Consider the following 20,919-nt stretch of genomic DNA (forward strand, 5'->3'; position numbering starts at 1 on the left):
CTCGATCTCAATTCCTGCCCGATTGCTGCTGAACGGGCGCTTCTCGCACCGGACCGGCGCGCGTCGACAACGCCCCCGGAGCAGCGCGATATGCCTTCAAGGACACACGGCGTCCACGGAAGGCTGAAGGCGATGGTCGGGCGAAGGAATTTCCTCGTGGCCGGGGCCGTCGGGGGTGCGGCCGTGCTCTCGGGGAGCGGCCGGGGAGCGCAGGCGCACGCGGATCCCGGTCCCGGCCATCACCACGGTCACGGACCGGCGCCCTCCGACGCCCCGATCCCGAAGACCCCTCCGCTGGAGAAGTTCGTCGACCCGCTGCCCACACCGGAGACGGCCGTCGCGGACACCTCCGCCTATCCGGGCGCCGACTACTACGAATTCACGATGCGGCCCGGCACCTGGCAGTTCCACCGGGACCTCGGGCCGGCCGACGTGTGGGGCTACCGGGCCAAGAATCCGGACGATCGCCACCGGCCGATCGGCATGGGCTATCTCGGGCCGACCATCAGCGTGATCAAGGACCAGCCGACGGTCGTCAAGTACCGGACAGGCTGTTCAGCACCATGACGTTCAACGCGGTGCCCTTCATGGAGCCGTCCCAGGACTTCGTCAAGGCGGGAGCGAAGGAGATCTGGGAGTACGTCAATCCCAACCACGACGCCCACCCGATGCACGTCCACCTGGTCAACTTCCAGGTGCTGAACAGGCAACCGATCGACGCGGCCGCCTACCAGGCGGACTACGAGAAGTGGATCGACGGCGGCCGCAAGGCGTCGGACAAGCCGGTGCCGGCGAACTACTTCACCGGGCCGCCGATCCCGCCGGACCCGGACGAAGCGCTGTCCTACAAGGACACCTTGAAGTCCTATCCGGAGACTGTGACGAGGATCATCACCGATCCCTGGAGCCCGCCGATGGAGCCGATCGCGGGGATCGCGAACAGCGGAACCGAGCTCCCGGCGACGTACGTCCACCACTGCCACCTCCTCGAACACGAAGACGACGACCTGATGCGCCCGTTCACGATCGTCGACCCCAATGCCCCCCTCCCCGTCGACCAGGGCGGCGGCCACGGCGGGGGGCACGGCGGGAGCCACTGACCGCGTCGCCCCGCCCGCGGAGACTCGGGTAACCTGCACCCTCGGCAATTGAACTCGTTCAAACCAGGGGGTAGGAACATGGGTGGGTCATCACAACGCCGGCCGGACATCGCGCTGTGGTGGGCGCTCGGCATCGAGGCGGTGGGGCTGCTGGTGGGATTCGCCCTCGCCGACCCCACCGCTCTGCGGCCCGGCGAATCCGACGGCCTGCTCGCCATGTGTGTACTGCTCATCGCCGGGTTCGGGGCGTTCATGGCCCTCCTGCTCGCACTGATGCACCAGCGATCCGGCCCGGCCTGGTGGGCGGCCGCTTCGATGACGGCGACGCTGGCGGTCCTGGTGATGCTGATGGAGTCGGGGATGGGGGACTGGTTCACCGGGTGCGCCATAGCGCTGCTCGCGGCTCCCGCAGGCGCCGTCGTGAGCCTGCGGGATGCGTCCCGGCACGCGCCGGAAGGTGACGCCGAGACAGGTACCGCACCCGGCGGTGGCATCGGGAAGGCCGCGACAGCCCTGGCCGTCGTCGCACTGGTCGCCTCGATGTCCATGGGCGGGGGGATGGATGACGTGCGCCTCTCCGGGACCTGGACCGCCGACCGGAACGACCTCACCCTCACCCTCACCGACAGCCGGCTCGGAGACGGCCAGTACACCCTGCAACGGGAAGGGTGTACGGAGAACGGCTCCTGGACTCTGGACAACCCACCGATGGCGACCGACTTCAAGGCCCGGCTGCACCAGGACACGGCGACCACCGCGTGCCTCCCCGGCACCAACAGCGTCATCCTCTACGTAGCGGGCGGCACGGTGGCCGCCCCGATCCTCGACCTCAGGGGCCCGGACGGCATGAGGTGGACCCTCACGCGGGAATAGCGGAGGGGGCTTCGGCAGCCGGGAGCCACTCGATCGGAATCAGAGTGGCTCCCGACGACCGGAGCCCCCGCCCCCCGTAGCACCCGCCGGAGGGCTACGGAACCTGCGCGGTCGAGCCGCGGACCACCAGTTCCGGCTGGAAGATGTACTCCGTGCGCTGGACCGGGGTGCCCGACACCGCCTCCAGGAGGGCGCCCACCGCCGCCGTCGCCATCGCGCGTACCGGCTGGCGGACCGTCGTCAGCGGCGGGTCCGTGAACGCGATCAGCGGTGAGTCGTCGAAGCCGACCACCGACACGTCCTGCGGCACCCGCAGCCCCCGCTCGCGCGCCGCCCGGATGACGCCGAGCGCCATCGGGTCGCTGCCGCACACGATGCCCGTGCAGCCGCGGTCCAGCAGGGCGATGCCGGCCGCGTGTCCGCCCTCCACCGTGAAGAGCGTGCGCTGGATCAGCCCGTCCGCCTCCGCCTCCGGCAGCGCAGCGAGGAACCCCTGCTCCTTGCGCGCCGACGGCACGTACCGCGTCGGCCCGATCGCGAGCCCGATCCTGCGGTGCCCCAGGTCCTGCAGGTGCCGTACGGCGATGTCCGCCGCCGCCCGGTCGTCCGGGGAGATGAACGGGGCGTTCACCTGCTCGTTGAAGCCGTTGATCAGGACGAACGGCACCCCGCGTGCTGCCAGCCGCTGGTAGCGCGCGGGGTCCGCGTGGCCGTCCGCGTGCAGGCCCGACAGGAAGACGATCCCGGTGACCCCGCGCTCCTCCAGCTGTTCCACCAGTTCGTCCTCGGTGGCCCCGCCGGGGGTCTGCGTGCACAGCACCGGCGTGTACCCGTGCCCGGCCAGCGCCTGCTCTATCACCTGCGCGAACGCCGGGAAGATCGGGTTGGTGAGCTCCGGGATCAGCAGCCCGACCAGCCCGTTGCTGCGGCGTTTGAGCCGTACGGGCCGCTCGTAGCCCAGCAGGTCGAGCGCGGCCAGCACCTTGTGCCGGGTGCCGGCCGCCACGCCCGGTTTCCCGTTGAGCACGCGGCTGACGGTCGCCTCGCTGACCTGGGCCTGCGCGGCGATGTCCGTCAGCCGGAGGGGGGAGGTCACCCCGCCGTCACCTGCCACCACACCGTGGTGTCGGCCGGCAGCACGCCGTCCTCGACCGTCTCGCCGCTGACCAGCAGGGCCTCGCCCTCGACGGGGAACTGCACCGCCGTGCCGGTGGTGTTCGCGGCGCAGAGGAAGTCCCCCCGGCGGAAGACCAGGACGCCCTCGGGGGCCTCCTGCCAGTCCACCGACTCGCCCGCGCCCAGGTCCGGGTGCTCGCGGCGCAGCCGCAGGGCGGTCCGGTACAGCTCCAGGGTGGAGGACGGGTCGCCGGTCTGGGCCTCCACGCTCAGGTCCGCCCAGGAGTCCGGCTGCGGGAGCCAGCTGCCGCCGGTGCCGAAGCCGTACGGGGCCTCGGTCCCCGACCACGGGATGGGGACCCGGCAGCCGTCGCGGAAGCCGTCCTGGCCCGCCGCGCGGGAGAACGACGGGTCCTGGCGGACCTCGTCCGGCAGGTCGGTGACGTCGGGCAGGCCGAGCTCCTCGCCCTGGTAGACGTACGCCGAACCGGGCAGTGCCAGCATCAGCAGGATCGCCGCGCGGGCCCGCCGCAGACCCAGCTCGCGGTCGCCGGGCTCGCGCAGCTGGGTGCCGAGGCCGGCGGGGTTGGCGAAGCGGGTGGCGTGCCGGGTGACGTCGTGGTTGGACAGCACCCAGGTGGTGGGGGCGCCGACGGTGCGCATGGCGGCCAGCGAGCCGTCGATGACCTCGCGGAGCGCCGCCGCCTCCCAGTCGCTGGTCAGGTACTGGAAGTTGAACGCCTGGTGCATCTCGTCGGGGCGGACGTAGAGGGCCGTGCGCTCGACGGTCGGGGTCCATGCCTCGGCGACCAGGACGCGGTCGCCCTCGTACTCGTCGAGGATCCGGCGCCAGGAGCGGTAGATCTCGTGGACGCCGTCCTGGTCGAAGAAGGGCATGACGTCGTTGCCGAGCAGCTTGAGCTGGTCCTTGGCACCGAGGTCGGGCAGGCCGGGCGCCTTGACCAGGCCGTGGGCGACGTCGACGCGGAAGCCGTCGGCGCCGAGGTCGAGCCAGAAGCGCAGGATGGAGCGGAACTCGTCCTGGACGGCGGGGTGCTCCCAGTTGAAGTCGGGCTGCTCGGGGGCGAAGAGGTGGAGGTACCACTCACCGTCGGCGACCCGGGTCCAGGCGGGGCCGCCGAAGATCGACTCCCAGTCGTTCGGGGGCTCCGCGCCGTCCGCACCGCGGCCCGGGCGGAAGTGGAAGCGCTCGCGCAGGGGGGTGCCGGGGCCTTCGCGCAGCGCCTGCTTGAACCATTCGTGCTGGTCGGAGCAGTGGTTGGGGACGAGGTCCACGATGATGCGCAGGCCCAGTTCGTGGGCTTCGCGGATCACGGCGTCGGCGTCGTGCAGGGTGCCGAACATGGGGTCGATGGCCCGGTAGTCGGCGACGTCGTAGCCGGCGTCGGCCTGGGGGGAGGCGTAGAAGGGGCTGAGCCATACGGCGTCGACGCCCAGCTCCTTCAGGTAGGGCAGGCGGCTGCGGATGCCTTCGAGGTCCCCCATGCCGTCCCCGTTGGAGTCGGCGAAACTGCGCGGATAGACCTGGTAGATCACCGCTTCTCTCCACCAGCCGGGCTGCGTGCCGGTGGAGGTGGGGAGCGCGTCGGCGAGGTGCTGGGTCATGGTGTCCTTGGAGAGATCGGGCCGGGGGTGGGAGGGGGCAGGCTCGGGTGGTCAGCCCTTGGTTGCGCCTGCCGTCATCCCGGCGACGAGGTGACGCTGGGCGAAGACGAAGAAGATCGCCGCGGGGATGGCGATGAGGACCGAGGCGGCGCTCATGGCTCCCCAGTTGGAGGTGTACTGCGTGACGAAGGTCTGCAGGCCGCCGGCCAGGGTGAGGTTCTCCTCGCCGACCATGAAGGCGGAGGCGTACGCGACCTCGCCCCAGGCGGTGATGAAGGCGTAGAAGCCGGTGACGGCGAGGCCGGGCTTGGCGAGCGGCAGGATGAGGCGCCAGAAGGTGCCGAAGGGGTTGAGTCCGTCGACGCGGCCCGATTCGTCGATCTCGACCGGGATGGTGTCGAAGAAGCCCTTCATCATCCAGGCGCAGAACGGCACCGCGATGGTGAGGTAGGTGATGATCAGGCCGAGCGGCTGGTTGAGCAGGCCGAGGTCGCCCATGAGGTTGTAGAGCGGGACGATGAGGATCGCCATCGGGAACATCTGCGTGATGAGCAGGGTCCACATGAGCGGCTTCATGCCGGGGAACTTGAAGCGGCTGACCGCGTATCCGGTGGTGGCGGCGATGAAGACACCGAGGACGGTGGTGATGCCGGCGACCAGGACGGAGTTGGCGAACCAGCTGAGGAAGTGGCTCTGCTCCAGCAGGTACGTGTAGTTGCTGAGCGTCGGTTCCTTGACGAAGTCGGTGGTGACCGCGTGCTTGGCCGGCTTGAGCGAGGTCAGCACGATCCACAGCACCGGGAAGACGGCGATGACGGCGGCCACGACGAGGGTGCCGTGCAGGCTGACGGAGGCGAGCGGGGAACGGCTCCCGCGGGGTCGGGCCGCGGTGGCCGTACGAGCGGTTTTCGCAGTGGACATGGTCACCACACCTCTCCCTGCTTGCGCAGCGAGCGCCGGTAGACCAGCGCGAAGATCATGAGCAGGGCGAGGATCAGGACGCCCCAGGTGGCCGAGCCGGCGAAGTCGCGCGGGCTCGACACGAACGCCTCGCGGAAGGCCTGGGTCACCAGGATCTCGGTGGAGTCGCCGGGGCCGCCCCGGGTGAGCAGGAAGATCACCGGGAACATGTTGAAGGTCCAGATGGTGGAGAGCAGGATCACCGTCATGCTCACCGTGCGCAGCCCGGGCAGGGTGATGTGCCGGAAGCGCTGCCAGGCGCTGGCGCCGTCCATCTCGGCGGCCTCGTAGAGCTCGCCGGGGATCGACTGCAGGCCGCCGAGCAGGGCGACCATCATGAAGGGGACGCCGAGCCAGACGTTGACGGCGACGACCGAGAACTTGGCCCAGGTCGGGTCGTCGAGCCACGGGATCGCGGCGATGCCGCCGCCGTCGAGGATCTTGTTGAGGATGCCGTTGTCGCGGTTGAAGAGGAACCGCCAGGCGAAGACCGAGACGAAGCCGGGGACGGCCCAGGGCAGGATGAGCGCCATCCGGTAGGCGGCGCGGCCCCGGAAGTCCCGGTTGAGCATGTTGGCCAGGACCAGCCCGAGCGTGAAGGTGATGGACACGCACGCGACGGTCCACACCACCGTCCACACCAGCCGCTGCAGGAACACCGGGTCGCCGAGGACGGCCACGTAGTTGTCGAGTCCGACGAACTCGTACGTGGCCTCGATGTGCCGGGCGCCGATGGTGCGCGAGACGTTGCGCTCGGTGGCGTCGGTCAGCGACAGGTAGACGCCCCGGACCAGCGGCCAGCCGATGATCACGCCGAGGACGAGCACCACCGGGGCGACCATGGCCCAGGCGTACCAGTGCGTACCGACGGCGCGCCGGAGGCCGGACGCGCCCTTTCCACCGCGGGCACCGCCGCGGTTACCGCTGTCGCTGTCAGTCCTGCGGCTCCGGCCGCGGGCGGCGACGTCGTTCTCGACGTCGTCGCCCGCGGCCTTCGCCACCGACTGGCTGGTGTGAGCAGCCATGGTTTCGTTACTTCCAGCCCTTGAGGATCTTGCGGAACTCGACGCCGGCCGACTTGGCCGCGTCCTCCGGGCTCGACGCCCCGGTGATCGCCTTGGTGTATTCGACCTTCAGCGGCTCGAAGAGGGATCCGTTCTCCGGGATCCAGGCGCGCTCGACGGCCTTGTCCACGGCCGGCTTGAAGAACTGGACCATCTCGTTGCCCTTGACGTCCGGCAGCTCGTAGGCGGCGGTACGGGTCGGGAGCAGGCTGAGGTCCTTGGTCGACTGCACCTGGACCTCCTGAGAGGTCATGTACTCGACGAAGGCGTGCGCGGCGGCGGTGTTCTTGGAACCGGCGTAGACGGCGAGGTCGTGGCCGCCCTGCGGGGCACCGGCCTTGGCCGAGCCGGCCGGGACCGCGGCGATGCCGAGGTTGGCCTTGTCCTTGAACTGGTCGCCGGCGTAGGTGTCGGCGACGGCCCACGGACCGTTGATCATCATGGCGGCCTCGCCGGTCTTGAAGGCCGTCTGCATGTTGGCGTAGCCGTCGGTGGCGTTGGTGATCGCCGCGCCGGAGGCGACCAGGTCGCGGGCGGTCTTGAAGGCCTTGACGCCCGCCTCGTTGTCGACGGTGACCGTCTTGTTCTTCGCGTCGACCAGGTCGCCGCCCTCGCCGTAGATGAGGGGGAGGAACCAGTACGAGTCGTCGCCGCGGAGGTAGAGGCCGGCCTTGCCGGTCTTGCCCTTGATGGCGGCGGCGGCGGTCTTCACCTCTTCCAGCGTCTTGGGGGGCTGGACGCCGGCGTCGGCGAGCATCTTCTTGTTGTAGAAGAGGCCGAGGCTGTCGATGACCTGCGGGACGGCGTAGGTCTTGCCCTCGAACTTGCCGCTGGCCGCGGCCTGCGGGAGGAACTCGGCGTCGATCTTCTTCGCCTGGTCGGCCGGGACCTCGTCGAGGTAGCCCAGGGAGGCGAAGTCCGCGACCCAGCCGACGTCGGCACGGATGACGTCAGGCGCGTCGGAGCCGCTGCTGAAGGCGTTCTTGACCTTGTTCTGCGCGTCGCCGTACGGGACGTTGACGTACTTGACGGTGACCTTGGGGTGCTTCGCCGTGAACGCCTCGGCGATCTTCTGGAAGCTGGCCTTCTCGGCGTCGTTCGAGGTGTCCCACCACGTGACCGTGCCGGAAAGCTCGCCGCCCGCCTTGGTGCCGTCGGCCGCGTTCTTGTCGTCCCCACCGCAAGCCGTTGCCGCGAGCGCCAGGGTCGCGACCAGCGCGGTGGCCGCTATGCCACGCCGCATATGAACTCCTTCGATGATCCCGGCCGCGCCCTCGCGGTCCCGAGTTGCCAGGAACGTAACAAGACTGAAAGAGGACCGAAAGACCTTGCGCAAACTTTCTGCAAGCGGAGCCGATCGTTACATCCGTGTGTCCGTACGGTTGCCGCAGCTTGCTGTTAGTTCGAGTCACCTTCGACTGTCCGGGCCCGCAACCAGGGGGCATGTACCCGCGTTGACCCCGATATGACCCATGACTCGACGGCCGTCCAGCTTGCAAGCTCTTCCAGCAAAGCGACCGCGAGCGGTGGCTGGTGGCGCGATGCCGTCATCTATCAGGTGTACGTACGCTCCTTCGCCGACAGCGACGGAGACGGCATCGGGGACCTGCGCGGGGCCCGCTCCCGCCTCCCCCACCTCGCCCGTCTCGGGGTCGACGCCGTGTGGCTCACCCCCTTCTACGTCTCCCCACAGGCGGACGGCGGCTACGACGTCGCCGACTACCGGGCCGTCGACCCCCTCTTCGGGGACCTCTCCGACGCCGACGAGCTGGTCCGGGCCGCGCACGCGCTGGGGCTGCGGGTCATCGTGGACGTGGTGCCGAACCACACCTCCGAGCAGCACCCGTGGTTCCGCGCCGCCCTCGCCGGGGAGCCGGGGGCCCGCGAGCGCTACCACTTCCGCCCCGGGCGGGGGCCGGACGGCGCCCAGCCCCCGAACGACTGGGAGTCGATCTTCGGCGGCCCCGCCTGGACCCGGGTCGCCGACGGCGCGTGGTACCTGCACCTCTTCGCCCCCGAGCAGCCCGACCTCGACTGGGACCACCCCGAGGTCGCCGCCGAATTCGCCTCCGTCCTGCGCTTCTGGCTCGACCTCGGCATCGACGGGTTCCGCATCGACGTCGCCCACGGCATGGTCAAGGCCCCGGACCTGCCGGACATCGGCCGCGGCGCCCAGGCCACCCTCATCGGCACCGAGCCGCTCCCCTTCTTCGATCAGGACGGGGTCCACGAGATCCACCGCTCCTGGCGCCGCCTCCTCGACTCCTACGGGGGCGGGCGCATCGGGGTCGCCGAGGCCTGGGCGCCCACCTCGGAGCGGCTCGCCCTGTACGTGCGCCCCGACGAACTGCACCAGGCCTTCAATTTCCGCTTCCTGAACTGCCCGTGGGACCCCGCCGCGATGCGCACCGTCATCGACGAGTCCCTGGCCGCCACCACCGCCGTCGGCGCCCCCACCACCTGGGTGCTGTCCAACCACGACGTCGTACGCCATGTGACGCGCTACGGCGGCGGGGCCCGCGGCCTGGCCCGGGCGCGGGCGGCCGCCCTGCTGATGCTGGCCCTGCCCGGGTCGGCGTACCTCTACCAGGGCGAGGAGCTCGGCCTCCCGGAGGTGGCGGACCTCCCGGACCGGGTCCGCCAGGACCCGGCCTTCCGCCGCGGGCGCCGTCGGCTGTGGGACACGGACGGCCCGGCGGGGCCCGTGGGGTCGGAGGGGTCGGAGGGGAAGGCCGGCGGGGCAGGGTCCCCCGCCCCCGATTCCGCGACCGCGTCGGAGCCTGAAGGACAGGACGGGCTGCGCGACGGGTGCCGGGTGCCGCTGCCCTGGTCCGGTGCGGAGCCCCCGTACGGCTTCGGGCCGGCCGGCAGCTGGCTCCCGCAGCCCGCCGGCTGGGGCGGCCTCAGCGTCGCCGCGCAGACCGGCGACCCGCACTCGACGCTGGAGCTCTACCGCGCCGCCCTAGAGCTGCGCCGGGCGATGCCGGGGCTGGGCGCGCCGGAGGCGGGGACGGGGGCGGGGACGGGGGCCGGGGCGGGTGCCGATGCCGCGGCGGAAGCCCCGTACGGCCCGTACGCATGCGGAATGCGCTGGCAGTCCGCCCCCGAGGGCGTGCTCCTCTTCACCCGCCCCGGCTTCGCCTGCACCCTCAACAGCCGCCCCGACCCGGTCGAACTTCCCGCGCCCGGACGCCCCGTACTCTCCAGCGCCCCGGTGGAGACGGACGGCCGCACCGTCCGGCTTCCCCCGGATTCGTGCACGTGGTGGTCATTGTGAACGTCCGACCGGTACAGTCCAATCCCGTGACCGCACGGCTAGCCGACATCGCAGCCCAGGCGGGGGTCAGCGAAGCCACAGTCAGCCGCGTGCTCAACGGCAAGCCCGGTGTGGCCGCAGGCACCCGCGAGTCCGTGCTGGCCGCCCTCGACGTACTCGGCTACGAGCGGCCCGTGAAGCTGCGCCAGCGCAGTGCGGGGCTCGTCGGTCTGATAACTCCCGAACTGGACAACCCGATCTTCCCGGCGCTCGCCCAGGTCATCGGCCAGGCCCTGACCCGGCAGGGGTACACGCCGGTGCTGGCCACGCAGACGCCCGGCGGGTCCACCGAGGACGAGCTGACCGAGATGCTGGTCGACCGCGGGGTCTCCGGGATCATCTTCGTCTCCGGCCTGCACGCCGACACCACGGCCGACATGGGCCGCTACGACCAACTCCGCGGGCAGGGCGTCCCGTACGTCCTCATCAACGGGTTCTCCGAGAAGGTGCAGGCCCCCTTCGTCTCCCCCGACGACCGGGCCGCGATGGTCCTCGCCGTCACCCACCTGACCGCGCTCGGGCACACCCGCATCGGGCTCGCGGTCGGGCCGAAGCGCTTCGTGCCGGTCCTGCGCAAGATCGAGGGCTTCCGGCTCGGGATGAAGGAGCGGCTCGGACTCGGCGAGGCCGAGATCGAGGGGCTGATCCAGCACTCCCTCTATTCGCTGGAGGGCGGGCAGGCCGCCGCGGCCGCGCTGATCTCGCGCGGCTGCACGGCGGTGGTGTGCGCGAGCGACATGATGGCGCTCGGCGCGATCCGGGCGGCCCGGCAGCAGGGCCTGAAGGTCCCGCAGGACGTGTCGGTGGTCGGCTTCGACGACTCCCCGCTCATAGCGTTCACCGACCCGCCGCTGACGACCATCCGCCAGCCCGTACAGGCGATGGGGCAGGCGGCGGTCCGGACCCTGCTGGAGGAGATCGGCGGCACGCCGGCCCCGCACAGCGAGTTCGTCTTCCTCCCCGAGCTGGTGGTGCGCGGCTCCACGGCCTCCGGCCCGGACCAGCGCCGCCGCGACTAGGCCGTCTCTTTCGGATCTTGTCGGCCGAGCCCGCGGCGTCCGGTGCCGTGCCTGGCAAGGCGGAGGAGCGCACCGTGTACTGGACGTACTCGGGCGCCCCGACAACGCGGCCAGGTGCGGTGCCGGGCGTCGCGGGCCCGGCAAGATCCGAAAGAGACGGCCTAGGACGCCCCTTCCGGATCGTGCCGGGCCGGGCTCTCGCGGCCGGAGCTCCACGCGTACGTCATGGGAGCCGTCTCCACGACTTCGCTCGGCCAGGTCTCCCGGACGTGGTCGAGCCGCTGGTGGTGCTCCTGGATCCAGGTGTCCTGGGGGTCGATCCCCAGCAGGACGTTCAGACGGTCGGGGTCCTCCACGCTCAGCCACAGCGTGCGGTCCTCCTGCATGAGCAGGTGGAGAACCAGCCCGCGGTCGCGGCCGAGGGTCGCGCCCCGTCCCGGCGCGAGCCGCGACAGGTCGCGCTGCCAGTTGTCGAGGTCCTCCTGGAACAGGAAGACCTCCAGCCTGGCGTCGACGAAGTCCGCGAAGATCAGGACTTCGGCCCGCAGGGTGTCGTGGCCCGTCAGCACGCCGGGCCGGTAGCGGCCCGTCACGCGTACGACGCAGCGGTCGCCCGCCGCGTCCCGCAGATCGATCAGGTCCACCGGGGCCGGGCGGTCGTGTCCCTGCGGCGGCGCGGCCACCCCGGTCCCGATACTGGGCAGATGCCCATGCCCGGCCGGCTTCGCGACAGGGTCCTGCCCGACCACAAGCGGCGTTCCCTGGAGGACCTCCAGGAGGATCTCGATCTGTCCTCGGGGGACAGCCGGGCGAAGCAGTCGGCCTTCTGGACCATGCTCACGCTGTCCTCCGTGATCGCCGCGTGCGGGATCCTGACGGACTCCACCGCCACCGTCATCGGCGCGATGATCATCGCTCCGCTCTCCACGCCGATCATGGGCATCGCCCTCGGTGCCGTGCAGCGGCGCCGCTCCACCGCCCTCGCCTTCGTGGCGCTCGGCGGCCTGCTGGTGCTCCTGATCGGCGCGGCGGCCTCCCTGGTGGTGCCACCCGCCTACGACCTGCTGTCGGACAGTCAGATCTCCAGCCGGACCTCCCCCGGGCTCCTCGACCTGATCGCCGCGCTCGCCACGGGCTTCGCCGGTGCCGTGGCGCTGTCCCGCAAGGACGTCGCCGCGGTCCTGCCGGGGGTGGCGATCGCGATCTCCCTGGTACCGCCGCTCGTGGTGACGGGCGTGTGCGCCGGCCAGACCTCGTGGTGGCTGGCGCTGGGCGCGCTGGTGCTCTTCGTGTCCAACCTCCTCGCCATGGTGTTCGCCGGCATGGTCGTCTTCGCCGCCCTCGGGTACACCCGGCCCGGCGGCCACCCCGCCCGGGGAGGGGCCCCGCGCCGCGCCTACGTCATGGTCGGGCTGCTGTTCGCGGCGGTCCTGCTGCCGCTGGCCGCCGACACCGTGACCACGGTCCTGCTGAACGCGTGGACCTCGCGGACCTGGACCGCCGCCGAGCGCTGGCTCGCCGCCAGCCCCGGCGCGGCGGTCACCGGGGTCGACGCCCAGTCCAGGACCTTCTACGTCCACGTACGCAGTCCCGGGGCCCTCCCGCCGATCGAGGACCTCCTCGACGACCTCGAAGGACAGGTCCCCGACGGTCTCCCGATCGTGGTCGACGCCACCCGCGGACAGCAGATCGTCGCCGGGAAGGTGGGGGGCTGAGACGGCGGCGTAGTACCCAGGTCTGAGCGGCTGCGGCGAAGACCGTACCGAGGGATGATCGGAGGCGGGAACGCATCTGGCAGACTCTCTCCCCATGGGTGAATCGAGCGTGAAGACACTGGAAACCCGGACGGACGTCTCATCACCCACCGTGGTTGAGACCGAGACCCGCCCGGGGTCCGAGCGCACCCTGCTCTCCCGGTTGCGTGCCCCGCGCCGGCCCCGGATCTGGTTCGAGGTGCTGCTCATCGCGATCAGCTACTGGACCTACTCGCTGATCCGCAACGCGGTGCCCGAGCAGAAGGCGGCGGCCCTCGCCAACGCCGACTGGATCTGGAGCGCCGAGCGGACCCTCGGCATCGCCGTCGAGCAGTCGGTCAACCACGCGGTCAACTCCGTGACGTGGCTGATCGTGGGCATGAACTACTACTACGCCACGCTCCACTTCGTCGTGACGATCGGCGTGCTGGTCTGGATCTACCGTTTCCATCCGGGGCGGTACGCCGCCACCCGCATGGTCCTCTTCGCCACCACCGGCGTCGCCTTGGTCGGCTACTACTGCTACCCGCTCGCGCCGCCCCGGCTGATGAACGGGCAGAACTTCGTCGACACCGTGCTGGTCCACCACACCTGGGGCTCCATGGCCTCCGGCAACCTCAAGCAGATGTCGAACCAGTACGCCGCGATGCCGTCCATGCACATAGGGTGGTCGCTCTGGTGCGGCCTGACGATCTTCGCGGTCGCCTCGGCCCCCTGGGCCCGGATCCTGGGCCTGCTCTACCCGACGGCGACCCTCGTCGTCATCGTGGCCACCGCCAACCACTTCTGGCTCGACGCCGTGGGCGGCATGCTCTGCCTGGCCTTCGGCTACACGGTCTCGCGGTCCTGGTACGGCTCCTTCGCCCACCGCCTGCCCCGCCACCCCGAGCACGCGGACCCGCACCCGGCCACGGAACTGCTGAACCGGGTCCGCACCCGCGCCTGAGGCTACTGCTGCCCGAGGGCCATCCACTTCCCGGGCGTGGTGAGGGGCTCGAAGCCCGCCCGCTCGTAGACGGCGTGCGCGTCGGCGGTGGCGAGCAGCACCCGGCGCAGCCCGTACGGCTCCAGGTGCGCGCACACCGCGTCGACGAGGGCCCCGCCCAGCCCCTTGCCGCGGGCGCCCGGATCTACGTAGACGTCGCAGAGCCAGGCGAAGGTGGCCCGGTCGGTGACGACGCGGGCGTACGCGAGCTGGGCCCCGGAGGCCTGGTCGTAGAGGCCGAAGTTCACGGAGCCCGCGATGGCGTCCTCCTGCTTCTGCCGACTGCGCCCCAGCGCCCAGTACGCGTCTTCGGACAGCCACCGGTGGACGAGACCGACGTCCAGTCGGGCGGCGTCGGTGGAGATCTCGTATCCGTCGGGAAGGTCATCGCTCATCCCGGCATCCAACCAGCGACCGCTCCCCCGGAGAAGTCCGGGGGGCGGGCGCAGTCGTCCGCTCAGGGAGTCAGGACGACTGGTTCGTCAGGATCGCCGGGTCCGACAGGCCGGCCGCGCCGGTCTCGACCTTGCCGGCGAAGCGGCGGCCGAAGTCCGCGGACCCGGACGCGGTGACCGTCACGTCGTACCAGCGTCGGGTGTTCTTCAGGGAGACGCTGTACGTGACGGTGGCCCCCTTGGCGACCGTGAGGCGCTTGGGGCCGCCGCCGTAGGCATTGGTGACGGTGAGCGTCGCGGTCGACGCTCCGGCGTTGGTGAGGGTGAGGTCCAGGTTGCCCGTGGTGGCGTTGTGGCGGGCGGTGACCTCGGGGCCGGAGGTGGTGCCCGGGTTGCGGAAGCCCCGCAGGAAGCCGTTGGGTCCGTGGACGGTCAGGTCGGTGACGCCGGCGGAGTAGCGGGTGTTCCAGGTGTCCGAGATCGACTTGCCGGCCTCGGTGGTGTACGTCCAGGGGGCGTCGGTGCGGTTGCCCGAGGTGACGTAGAACTGCGCGCCCAGGTCCGGGCCGCCGCTGAAGGTCAGCTTGAACCTGCCCTCGCCGGTGAGCGCGGCGCCGTCCACGTACGGGGCGTACTTCAGCGGACGGGTGTGGCGCAGGCCCTTCTCCTGGCGCGGCATGCTCCCCACGGCCGGCGGGGTGGCCCGGAAGTCGGGGTGGCGCTCGCGGTCCTGCGGCTGCCACGCGCCGGTGTCGGGCAGCGACACCGCGGCCGTGTCCCGGCGGGCGAAGTCGAAGGCCGAGGTCAGGTCACCGCAGACGGCACGGCGCCAGGGCGAGATGTTGGGCTCGTGCACCCCGAAGCGCTTCTCCATGAAGCGGATCACGGAGGTGTGGTCGAAGGTCTCGGAGCAGGAGTAGCCGCCGGTGCTCCACGGCGAGACGACGAGCATCGGGACGCGCGGGCCCAGCCCGTACGGTCCGGCGACGTAGCCCGTCTTGCCGGGGAAGACGTCGAGGGAGGTCGGCGTGGTCGACAGGCCCTGGTTGGCGTCGGCCGGGGCGTACGGCGGGACGACGTGGTCGAAGAAGCCGTCGTTCTCGTCGTAGGTGATGAACAGGGCGGTACGGGCCCACACGTCGGGGTTGGAGGTCAGCGCGTCCAGCACCTGCGCGATGTACCACGCGCCGTAGTTGGAGGGCCAGTTGGAGTGCTCGCTGAACGCCTCGGGGGCGGCGATCCAGGAGATCTGGGGCAGGGTGCCGGCGGCGACGTCGGCGCGCAGCCGGTCGAAGTAGCCCTCGCCGGTGCGGGCGTCGGTGCCGGTGCGGGCCTTGTCGTGGAGCGGGTTGCCGGGCTGGGCATTGCGGTAGTTGTTGAAGTAGAGGAGCGAGTTGTCGCCGTAGTTGCCGCGGTAGGCGTCGTCGATCCAGCCCCAGGATCCGGCGGCGTCGAGGCCGTTCCCGATGTCCTGGTAGACCTTCCAGGAGATGCCCGCCTGCTCCAGGCGCTCGGGGTAGGTGGTCCAGCCGTAACCGGCCTCGGCGTTGTTGAGGACCGGGCCGCCGCCCGTGCCGTCGTTGCCGGTGTGGCCCGACCAGAGGTAGTAGCGGTTCGGGTCGGTCGAGCCGATGAAGGAGCAGTGGTAGGCGTCGCAGAGGGTGAACGTGTCGGCGAGGGCGTAGTGGAACGGGATGTCGTCACGCGTCAGGTACGCCATGGTCGCCGGGGTCTTGGCGGGCACCCAGTTGTCGTACTTGCCCTTGTTGAAGGCGCTCTGGCCGCCCGCCCAGTCGTGGTTGAGGCCCTGGAGGAACTCCATGCCGAGGTCGTCGGACGGCGGCCGGAAGGGCAGGGTCTCCTTGCCCGCGTTGTCGGTCTGGTGCCAGACGGACTTGCCGCTGGGCAGGGTCACCGGGCGCGGGTCGCCGAAGCCGCGCACCCCGCGCAGCGCGCCGTAGTAGTGGTCGAAGGAACGGTTCTCCTGCATCAGGACCACGATGTGCTCGACATCGGCGATGGTGCCGGTCGTCCCCTGCGCGGGGATCGCGGCGGCGCGCGCGATGCTCTCGTTGAGCAGGCTCAGGGCGGCGGCGCCACCGGTGAGCTGGAGAAAGCGACGGCGGTTGAGTTCTGCCATGGCGAGAGACCTCTGCTTTGTTCGAGGGTTCGTGAGCGCTCTTCAGAACAACGTGCCCGGAGTACCGCAGGGCGAGACCGATATGACGGCTGCGGGTACGTCAGGCGAACGGCAGGCCAGGAGGTGTCAACACGCCCGCTCGTATTCGACCTGGGTGAGGGGCTTCCCGTCGCCGAAGTCGAAGGGGCGGGCGGCGCCGCTCTCGGTGAAACCGCACTTGGCGTAGAAGCGGCGGGACCGCGGGGTGTCGTGCAGGGTCCACAGGTGGGTGCGGGCGAACCCGTCGTCGCGCAGCCGCTCCAGCGTCCCGGTCATCAGCGCGGCCGCGATGCCGCTGCCCCAGCTGTCGGGGTGGCTGTAGAAGGAGAGGATCTCGGAGAGGCCCGGCCGGGCCGTCGAGGCCCTGAAGGCGGTCAGCGCCAGCGGACGGCCGTCGTGTTCGGCCAGCAGGATCGTGGTGTCCGCCTGCCCGACCCTGTCGTGCCACCGCGTTCGTCTGCTCTCGACGCCGCGTGCGGCGAAATCCGGATCGAAGAGGGGGGCGTAGGCCGCCTCCCAGGCTGCGGCGTGGATCTCGCCGAGGACGCCCCCGTCGTACGGGGCGGCGCGCCGAACGGTGAACATGCCCTCACCGTAACCCCGCGGCGTTCCCGGGCACTTGGGAATGTCAGAACGGGCGCCTGAAGGGGAGGAACCGCCTTGGTGCGGGAGCCGGCAGGGGTACGGGCTCCTTCGAGGGCGCCGGTACGGAGCCGCCCGCGCCCGGGGCGATCCGTCGCAGGGCCTCGGTGAGGGTGCGGACGTAGGCCGCGTCCGCCAGGATCCGTATGCGCTCGAAGGGGTGGCCGAGCCGTTCCTCCCGCGCCAGGATCCGGCCCAGCAGGGGCGCCGCGGCGGCGGCCGGGGCGCCGATCTCCCCGAGGCGGCGGACGGCTTCCTGCACCGGCATGGCCGGATGCCCCGCCCAGGCCGGATCCACCTCCGCCAGCAGCACCGGCACGGCGGGCTCCGGGTCCCCGGTGATCCGCCAGTACGCGTGCGCGGCGGCCACCCGGGTCCACGCGCCGGGCGACTCCATCAGACCGCGCACGGTGTCCGCGTGGGCCGCGGCCGACGGGCCGAGATCGGCGAGGAAGGGCAGGCCGTGGCCGGCCGTTCCGGACCGCACCGCCGCTCCGCACACGTCGAGGGCGAGGGCGGGATCGCCGGTGACCCGCCAGTGCGCCCAGGCGGCCAGCCGCAGGTGGTGGCGGCCGGCGCGCGGGTCACGACCGGTGGCGAAGCCGGTCAGCCGGTTCGCCGTCCCGGCCGCGGCGGGCCCGATCCGGCCGAGGACGCGCAGGGCGTCGTAGGCGTACGGCATGTCCAGGAACCCGGTCACCTCGGGCACGGCGGGCGCGGCGTCGGGTCCCCAGGCCGAGAGCACTTCGAGGGTGGCTTCCGCCCGGTAGCTGCCCTTCAGCAACGTGGCCCGCATCGTGGGAACCAGCCCTGCCGCGGGCAGCTCGGCCAGAATGCGGGCCTGCGGTCGCTGGGTGGGAAGGCCGCCGTGCTCTCCGAGGTTGTGCAGGGCCGGCAACGCGCGCAGGTCGCCCATCCCGGCGAGGGCCAGGGCGCGCACCTTCACGCCGTGACCGACGGCGGTCCCGAAGACCCCCTGCTGTCGACGGAGGTCGTCGGCGATCCGGTCGGCATGCCGGGTGGCGGCCCGGCCCGCCTGGACCAGCGCATGGTCGGCGTCGTAGCTCGGCGCTTCGGAACAGACCGCTTCGACCACGACGTCCCAGCACGCCGGATCCGGCCGCCGGTACCGGTGCACGGCCTCGACGGCAGAAGCCACCCGTCTCACGAGGTGACGGCGTGGGCGACGAAGCCGCTCCAGGCGGCCGGGGTGACCGCGAGTCGGGCGTACTCGGGACGCTTGGAGTCCCGGACGAGGACGGCGGCGGGGGTGTGGGCGACCTCGACGCAGTCGGGGCCGTCGTTGGTGCTGTAGCTGCTCTTGACCCACGTGAGTGCGGCCAGGCCCTCCACCGACGGCTTCATGGTCACGTCTCCCCCAGTACCTTCTCGATGAACGTCAGCGACGCGCGAGGCGTCAGAGCCTGTGCCCGGATCATGCCATAGCGCATGTCCAGGATCTGGACCTCTTTCGGTTCGGTGATCAAGCGACTGACCAGCTGAACTTCGTTGTGTCCGACCGTTGTTCCGTCTTTGAGGCGCATGACCTTGAGAGAGCCCGCCAGACCGGCGTGCTCGTCGACGGCGGTGGGCATCACCTGGATCTCCACGCTGCGGGATTGCCCTACCTCCAGCAGGTGTTCAAGCTGGCGGCGCAACACCATCTTGCCCCCGATGGGCCGCCGGAGGACAGCCTCTTCCTGCACGACGGTCAGCAGCGGGGCCGGATGCCGCCGGAGGATTTCCTGGCGCGCCACCCTCGCCGCGACCAAACGCTCGGTCTCGTCCTCCGAGTAAGCCGGGCGCCTCACCCCATAGAGCGCACGGGTGTACTCCTCGGTCTGGAGCAGGCCCGCCACCGCGACGTTGTCGTACGACCCGATCTCCACCGCCTGGGATTCCAATTTGGCGAGATCCCGGACCTTCTTCGGATACCGCGCCCGCTGAATGTCCTCCTTCATGGCGGCGATTTTCCCGCACGCCCCCAGGACCTCGTCCGCCTTGTCCAGGAACTCCGGACGCGGAATGCGGGCGCCGCGCTCGATCTTGTAGATCAGATTGGCGCCGTAACCCATCCGTTCACCGAACTTGGAACGGTCAAGTCCGCTCGCCTCCCGCCACATTTTCAACTGGCGTCCCACCGCGGCGATGACCGCCCCGGATTCGTCCTCAGGGTCGAGTTCCCAGCTCGACTCGTCCGTGCCGTCCGTGCTCACTTCCACCTCCGCGGGACCGGGAGGACACGGCGGGACGACCTTGGACAGCCGTCGTACACAGCGCCCTCAACTCTGTTCAGGTTACGCACGGATGGCCACGCTGAGTCACGTGAATCAGGAAACCTGCCTCGTCGCCACGCTCCCGTCCACCCCGCGCGGAGCACGCGCCGCCCGCGCCCTCACGGTCACCCAACTCGCGGAACATCGACTTCCGTTCGAGGATGCCGCGCAGGTCGTCGCCGAGCTCGCCGCGAACGCCGTGACCCACGGCCGGGTGCCGGGGCGGAACTTCCGGCTCGCGTTGCGGCTCACGGACGGGCCTACGCTCCGTATCGAGGTGTCGGACACAAGGCGGGAGTTCGCGCCGTCCGCAGTGCCGGCGGGGCCAGGGGCGGAGTCGGGGCGGGGGCTGGTCCTGGTCTCCGCGTTCGCCGCGCGCTGGGGGGTCGATCACGGGCCCGCGCCGCTGAAAACGGTATGGGCGGAAATGGATTTGGGAAGTCCGATTTCACCGGATCGAGGTTTCCGCGATCCGGTGGCTCGACCACCGGTCACGCACGACGCCTAAGGACTGGATAACCGGGGGAAATGACCTCTCCCTACCTCCCCCTCCCCTCTCACCCGGTCGGGTGAATCACCCCAACCCGGCTGGCGCATATGACAATTCGCCGGGCACTCTGGCTCCCGACAACCCCATAAAACGCGTACGGCCCTCGTACGGGACTGGCATCCCGAGCGAGGGCCTGACCACAGAGGAAGCAAACACCTTCCCCATGGCTGACCAGCAGCTTAGCGCCCCTGTGCGCGTCCCGTCGGGCATCCGGCACATCAACCACGACCACCGTCGCGGCTACGTCAAGATCGGCAACCATCTCGCCCAGCACCGCGAGCTGAGCATGACGGCGATCGGGCTGGCCACGCACATCCAGTCCCTCCCCACCGGCTGCAAGGTGACCATCAAGGCCCTGGCCGAACGCTTCCCGGAGGGCGAGGTCCGCATCGCAGCCGCCCTGCGCGAGCTGGAGGCGCACGGCTACCTCATGCGCTCCAAGGAGCGGCTCCCGTCCGGGCATATCGTGACCTGCACGGTCTCGTACAACAACCCGCCCGCCAGGTTGGCGGAGGCGGCCTGCGAGCGGCGCGAGCCGGAGCCGTCCCCGGACCCCGCCCCGGAGCACGAGCCCGAGCCCACGCCTGCCGCCGAAGCCGTGCCGGAGGAAGACGTCCCGGAGGTCGAGCTCCAGGCCCGTGAGCTGCTGGCCCGGCTGCGGCTGCGTGATCCCCGGCTGGTGCTGTCCGAGCGCGACACGGTGCGGCTGGCACCGGCCGTGGCCGTCTGGCTGGAGCGCGGGCTCGTACCGGGCGCCGTCACCGCCGCGCTGACGCGTGCACTGCCGCAGACGGTGATCCACTCCCCGGCCGCCCTGCTCGCCCACCGCCTGCGGGAACAGCTACCGCCCCGGCTCCCGGACCTCTGGTCGGCGTACCCCGCGCTCCCCGACCGCGAGGTCCATCCGCTCCGCTCGTGCGAAGACTGCGACCGCGCCTTCCGCTCCCCCGTCCCCGGGCGATGCACGGACTGCGCGGCAGCAGCATCAGCTGCCTGACGCCTGTACCTGTGTTGCGGATTCGCATGCCGGAGCTCTGCCGCTCCTGGTAACTGTGGAGCCTCAG

At 70.9% G+C, this 20,919-nt stretch carries 21 protein-coding genes; 9 read left to right on the forward strand and 12 right to left on the reverse strand.

What is annotated here, in order from left to right; all coding sequences use genetic code 11:
- Positions 1 to 156 precede the first annotated feature (156 nt).
- From JYK04_RS14425 to JYK04_RS14435, 3 genes are all read left to right on the forward strand, one after another.
- Positions 157 to 567, forward strand: a complete 411-nt coding sequence (locus JYK04_RS14425; RefSeq protein WP_189736428.1) for a cupredoxin domain-containing protein — start codon at positions 157 to 159, stop codon at positions 565 to 567.
- Positions 564 to 1,100 (forward strand): multicopper oxidase domain-containing protein, encoded by a 537-nt coding sequence (locus JYK04_RS14430; protein WP_229875166.1) that lies wholly within the window; start codon positions 564 to 566, stop codon positions 1,098 to 1,100. The genes JYK04_RS14425 and JYK04_RS14430 overlap by 4 nt, the downstream gene beginning before the upstream one ends.
- A gap of 78 nt (positions 1,101 to 1,178) precedes the next feature.
- The gene (locus JYK04_RS14435) at positions 1,179 to 1,973 is read left to right on the forward strand and encodes a hypothetical protein (RefSeq protein ID WP_189736430.1); all 795 of its coding nucleotides are present in this window, start codon (positions 1,179 to 1,181) and stop codon (positions 1,971 to 1,973) included.
- Between the two features lie 94 nt (positions 1,974 to 2,067).
- Here the strand turns inward: JYK04_RS14435 and JYK04_RS14440 are convergent, their stop codons facing one another.
- The 5 genes from JYK04_RS14440 to JYK04_RS14460 are packed head-to-tail and all read right to left on the reverse strand — an operon-like array spanning position 2,068 to position 7,982.
- Positions 2,068 to 3,069: a LacI family DNA-binding transcriptional regulator gene (locus tag JYK04_RS14440; protein ID WP_229875167.1), complete on the reverse strand. Its 1,002-nt coding sequence runs from the start codon at positions 3,067 to 3,069 to the stop codon at positions 2,068 to 2,070.
- The gene (locus JYK04_RS14445; RefSeq protein ID WP_189736434.1) at positions 3,066 to 4,715 is read right to left on the reverse strand and encodes a glycoside hydrolase family 13 protein; all 1,650 of its coding nucleotides are present in this window, start codon (positions 4,713 to 4,715) and stop codon (positions 3,066 to 3,068) included. Before JYK04_RS14445 ends, JYK04_RS14440 begins: the two co-directional genes overlap by 4 nt.
- Positions 4,716 to 4,766: 51 nt before the next feature.
- A complete protein-coding gene (locus JYK04_RS14450) occupies positions 4,767 to 5,636 on the reverse strand; it encodes a sugar ABC transporter permease (RefSeq protein WP_189736436.1) in 870 nt (289 codons plus the stop codon).
- 2 nt (positions 5,637 to 5,638) lie between these two features.
- A complete protein-coding gene (locus JYK04_RS14455; RefSeq protein ID WP_189736438.1) occupies positions 5,639 to 6,700 on the reverse strand; it encodes a carbohydrate ABC transporter permease in 1,062 nt (353 codons plus the stop codon).
- Positions 6,701 to 6,707: 7 nt separating this feature from the next.
- On the reverse strand, positions 6,708 to 7,982 hold the full coding sequence (locus JYK04_RS14460) for an extracellular solute-binding protein (RefSeq protein WP_189736440.1): 1,275 nt from the start codon (positions 7,980 to 7,982) through the stop codon (positions 6,708 to 6,710).
- Between the two features lie 222 nt (positions 7,983 to 8,204).
- On the opposite strand from JYK04_RS14460, the gene JYK04_RS14465 reads away from it, so the two are divergent.
- A complete protein-coding gene (locus JYK04_RS14465; RefSeq protein WP_189736442.1) occupies positions 8,205 to 10,016 on the forward strand; it encodes a glycoside hydrolase family 13 protein in 1,812 nt (603 codons plus the stop codon).
- A gap of 26 nt (positions 10,017 to 10,042) precedes the next feature.
- Positions 10,043 to 11,074 (forward strand): LacI family DNA-binding transcriptional regulator, encoded by a 1,032-nt coding sequence (locus JYK04_RS14470; RefSeq protein WP_189736444.1) that lies wholly within the window; start codon positions 10,043 to 10,045, stop codon positions 11,072 to 11,074.
- Positions 11,075 to 11,235: 161 nt separating this feature from the next.
- Here JYK04_RS14470 and JYK04_RS14475 read toward each other — a convergent pair whose 3' ends face one another.
- A complete protein-coding gene (locus JYK04_RS14475; protein ID WP_189736446.1) occupies positions 11,236 to 11,757 on the reverse strand; it encodes a DUF5959 family protein in 522 nt (173 codons plus the stop codon).
- 21 nt (positions 11,758 to 11,778) lie between these two features.
- Between JYK04_RS14475 and JYK04_RS14480 the strand changes: the two genes are divergently transcribed.
- Together JYK04_RS14480 and JYK04_RS14485 are read left to right on the forward strand one after the other, a co-directional pair.
- Positions 11,779 to 12,789, forward strand: coding sequence for a DUF389 domain-containing protein (locus tag JYK04_RS14480; RefSeq protein ID WP_229875168.1), 1,011 nt, complete (start codon positions 11,779 to 11,781; stop codon positions 12,787 to 12,789).
- Positions 12,790 to 12,883: 94 nt separating this feature from the next.
- Positions 12,884 to 13,774 carry a phosphatase PAP2 family protein gene (locus JYK04_RS14485; protein WP_189736449.1) on the forward strand — a complete coding sequence of 297 codons (891 nt, stop codon included), beginning with the start codon at positions 12,884 to 12,886 and terminating at the stop codon, positions 13,772 to 13,774.
- Positions 13,775 to 13,776: 2 nt separating this feature from the next.
- Here the strand turns inward: JYK04_RS14485 and JYK04_RS14490 are convergent, their stop codons facing one another.
- The 6 genes from JYK04_RS14490 to JYK04_RS14515 all read right to left on the reverse strand — a co-directional run bounded on the left by JYK04_RS14490 (position 13,777) and on the right by JYK04_RS14515 (position 19,245).
- Positions 13,777 to 14,208: a GNAT family N-acetyltransferase gene (locus tag JYK04_RS14490; protein WP_189736451.1), complete on the reverse strand. Its 432-nt coding sequence runs from the start codon at positions 14,206 to 14,208 to the stop codon at positions 13,777 to 13,779.
- A 70-nt stretch (positions 14,209 to 14,278) separates the two neighbouring features.
- Entirely contained in the window at positions 14,279 to 16,348 is a 2,070-nt protein-coding gene (locus JYK04_RS14495) for a phosphocholine-specific phospholipase C (protein WP_189736453.1), read from the reverse strand.
- A gap of 126 nt (positions 16,349 to 16,474) precedes the next feature.
- Complete coding sequence (locus JYK04_RS14500) at positions 16,475 to 16,972, reverse strand: GNAT family N-acetyltransferase (protein WP_189736455.1); 498 nt, start codon at positions 16,970 to 16,972, stop codon at positions 16,475 to 16,477.
- A 43-nt stretch (positions 16,973 to 17,015) separates the two neighbouring features.
- Complete coding sequence (locus JYK04_RS14505) at positions 17,016 to 18,188, reverse strand: hypothetical protein (protein ID WP_189736457.1); 1,173 nt, start codon at positions 18,186 to 18,188, stop codon at positions 17,016 to 17,018.
- Between the two features lie 5 nt (positions 18,189 to 18,193).
- A complete protein-coding gene (locus JYK04_RS14510) occupies positions 18,194 to 18,394 on the reverse strand; it encodes a DUF397 domain-containing protein (protein WP_189736643.1) in 201 nt (66 codons plus the stop codon).
- 2 nt (positions 18,395 to 18,396) lie between these two features.
- A complete protein-coding gene (locus JYK04_RS14515) occupies positions 18,397 to 19,245 on the reverse strand; it encodes a helix-turn-helix domain-containing protein (RefSeq protein ID WP_189736459.1) in 849 nt (282 codons plus the stop codon).
- A gap of 109 nt (positions 19,246 to 19,354) precedes the next feature.
- On the opposite strand from JYK04_RS14515, the gene JYK04_RS14520 reads away from it, so the two are divergent.
- Together JYK04_RS14520 and JYK04_RS14525 are read left to right on the forward strand one after the other, a co-directional pair.
- On the forward strand, positions 19,355 to 19,813 hold the full coding sequence (locus tag JYK04_RS14520; protein ID WP_308431025.1) for an ATP-binding protein: 459 nt from the start codon (positions 19,355 to 19,357) through the stop codon (positions 19,811 to 19,813).
- A gap of 205 nt (positions 19,814 to 20,018) precedes the next feature.
- A complete protein-coding gene (locus tag JYK04_RS14525) occupies positions 20,019 to 20,852 on the forward strand; it encodes a helix-turn-helix domain-containing protein (RefSeq protein ID WP_229875169.1) in 834 nt (277 codons plus the stop codon).
- Positions 20,853 to 20,919 lie beyond the last annotated feature (67 nt).

The sequence above is a fragment of the Streptomyces nojiriensis genome (assembly GCF_017639205.1).
GTDB classification, from domain to species: domain Bacteria; phylum Actinomycetota; class Actinomycetes; order Streptomycetales; family Streptomycetaceae; genus Streptomyces; species Streptomyces nojiriensis.

Bases quoted from the DNA above. Each gene is read 5' to 3' on its own strand.
- JYK04_RS14430 (WP_229875166.1), top strand. From the start codon at position 564: ATGACGTTCAACGCGGTGCCCTTCATGGAGCCGTCCCAGGACTTCGTC.
- JYK04_RS14435 (WP_189736430.1), top strand. From the start codon at position 1,179: ATGGGTGGGTCATCACAACGCCGGCCGGACATCGCGCTGTGGTGGGCG.
- JYK04_RS14445 (WP_189736434.1), bottom strand. From the start codon at position 4,715: ATGACCCAGCACCTCGCCGACGCGCTCCCCACCTCCACCGGCACGCAG.
- JYK04_RS14450 (WP_189736436.1), bottom strand. From the start codon at position 5,636: ATGTCCACTGCGAAAACCGCTCGTACGGCCACCGCGGCCCGACCCCGC.
- JYK04_RS14455 (WP_189736438.1), bottom strand. From the start codon at position 6,700: ATGGCTGCTCACACCAGCCAGTCGGTGGCGAAGGCCGCGGGCGACGAC.
- JYK04_RS14460 (WP_189736440.1), bottom strand. From the start codon at position 7,982: ATGCGGCGTGGCATAGCGGCCACCGCGCTGGTCGCGACCCTGGCGCTC.
- JYK04_RS14465 (WP_189736442.1), top strand. From the start codon at position 8,205: ATGACCCATGACTCGACGGCCGTCCAGCTTGCAAGCTCTTCCAGCAAA.
- JYK04_RS14480 (WP_229875168.1), top strand. From the start codon at position 11,779: ATGCCCATGCCCGGCCGGCTTCGCGACAGGGTCCTGCCCGACCACAAG.
- JYK04_RS14485 (WP_189736449.1), top strand. From the start codon at position 12,884: ATGGGTGAATCGAGCGTGAAGACACTGGAAACCCGGACGGACGTCTCA.
- JYK04_RS14490 (WP_189736451.1), bottom strand. From the start codon at position 14,208: ATGAGCGATGACCTTCCCGACGGATACGAGATCTCCACCGACGCCGCC.
- JYK04_RS14495 (WP_189736453.1), bottom strand. From the start codon at position 16,348: ATGGCAGAACTCAACCGCCGTCGCTTTCTCCAGCTCACCGGTGGCGCC.
- JYK04_RS14500 (WP_189736455.1), bottom strand. From the start codon at position 16,972: ATGTTCACCGTTCGGCGCGCCGCCCCGTACGACGGGGGCGTCCTCGGC.
- JYK04_RS14510 (WP_189736643.1), bottom strand. From the start codon at position 18,394: ATGAAGCCGTCGGTGGAGGGCCTGGCCGCACTCACGTGGGTCAAGAGC.
- JYK04_RS14525 (WP_229875169.1), top strand. From the start codon at position 20,019: ATGGCTGACCAGCAGCTTAGCGCCCCTGTGCGCGTCCCGTCGGGCATC.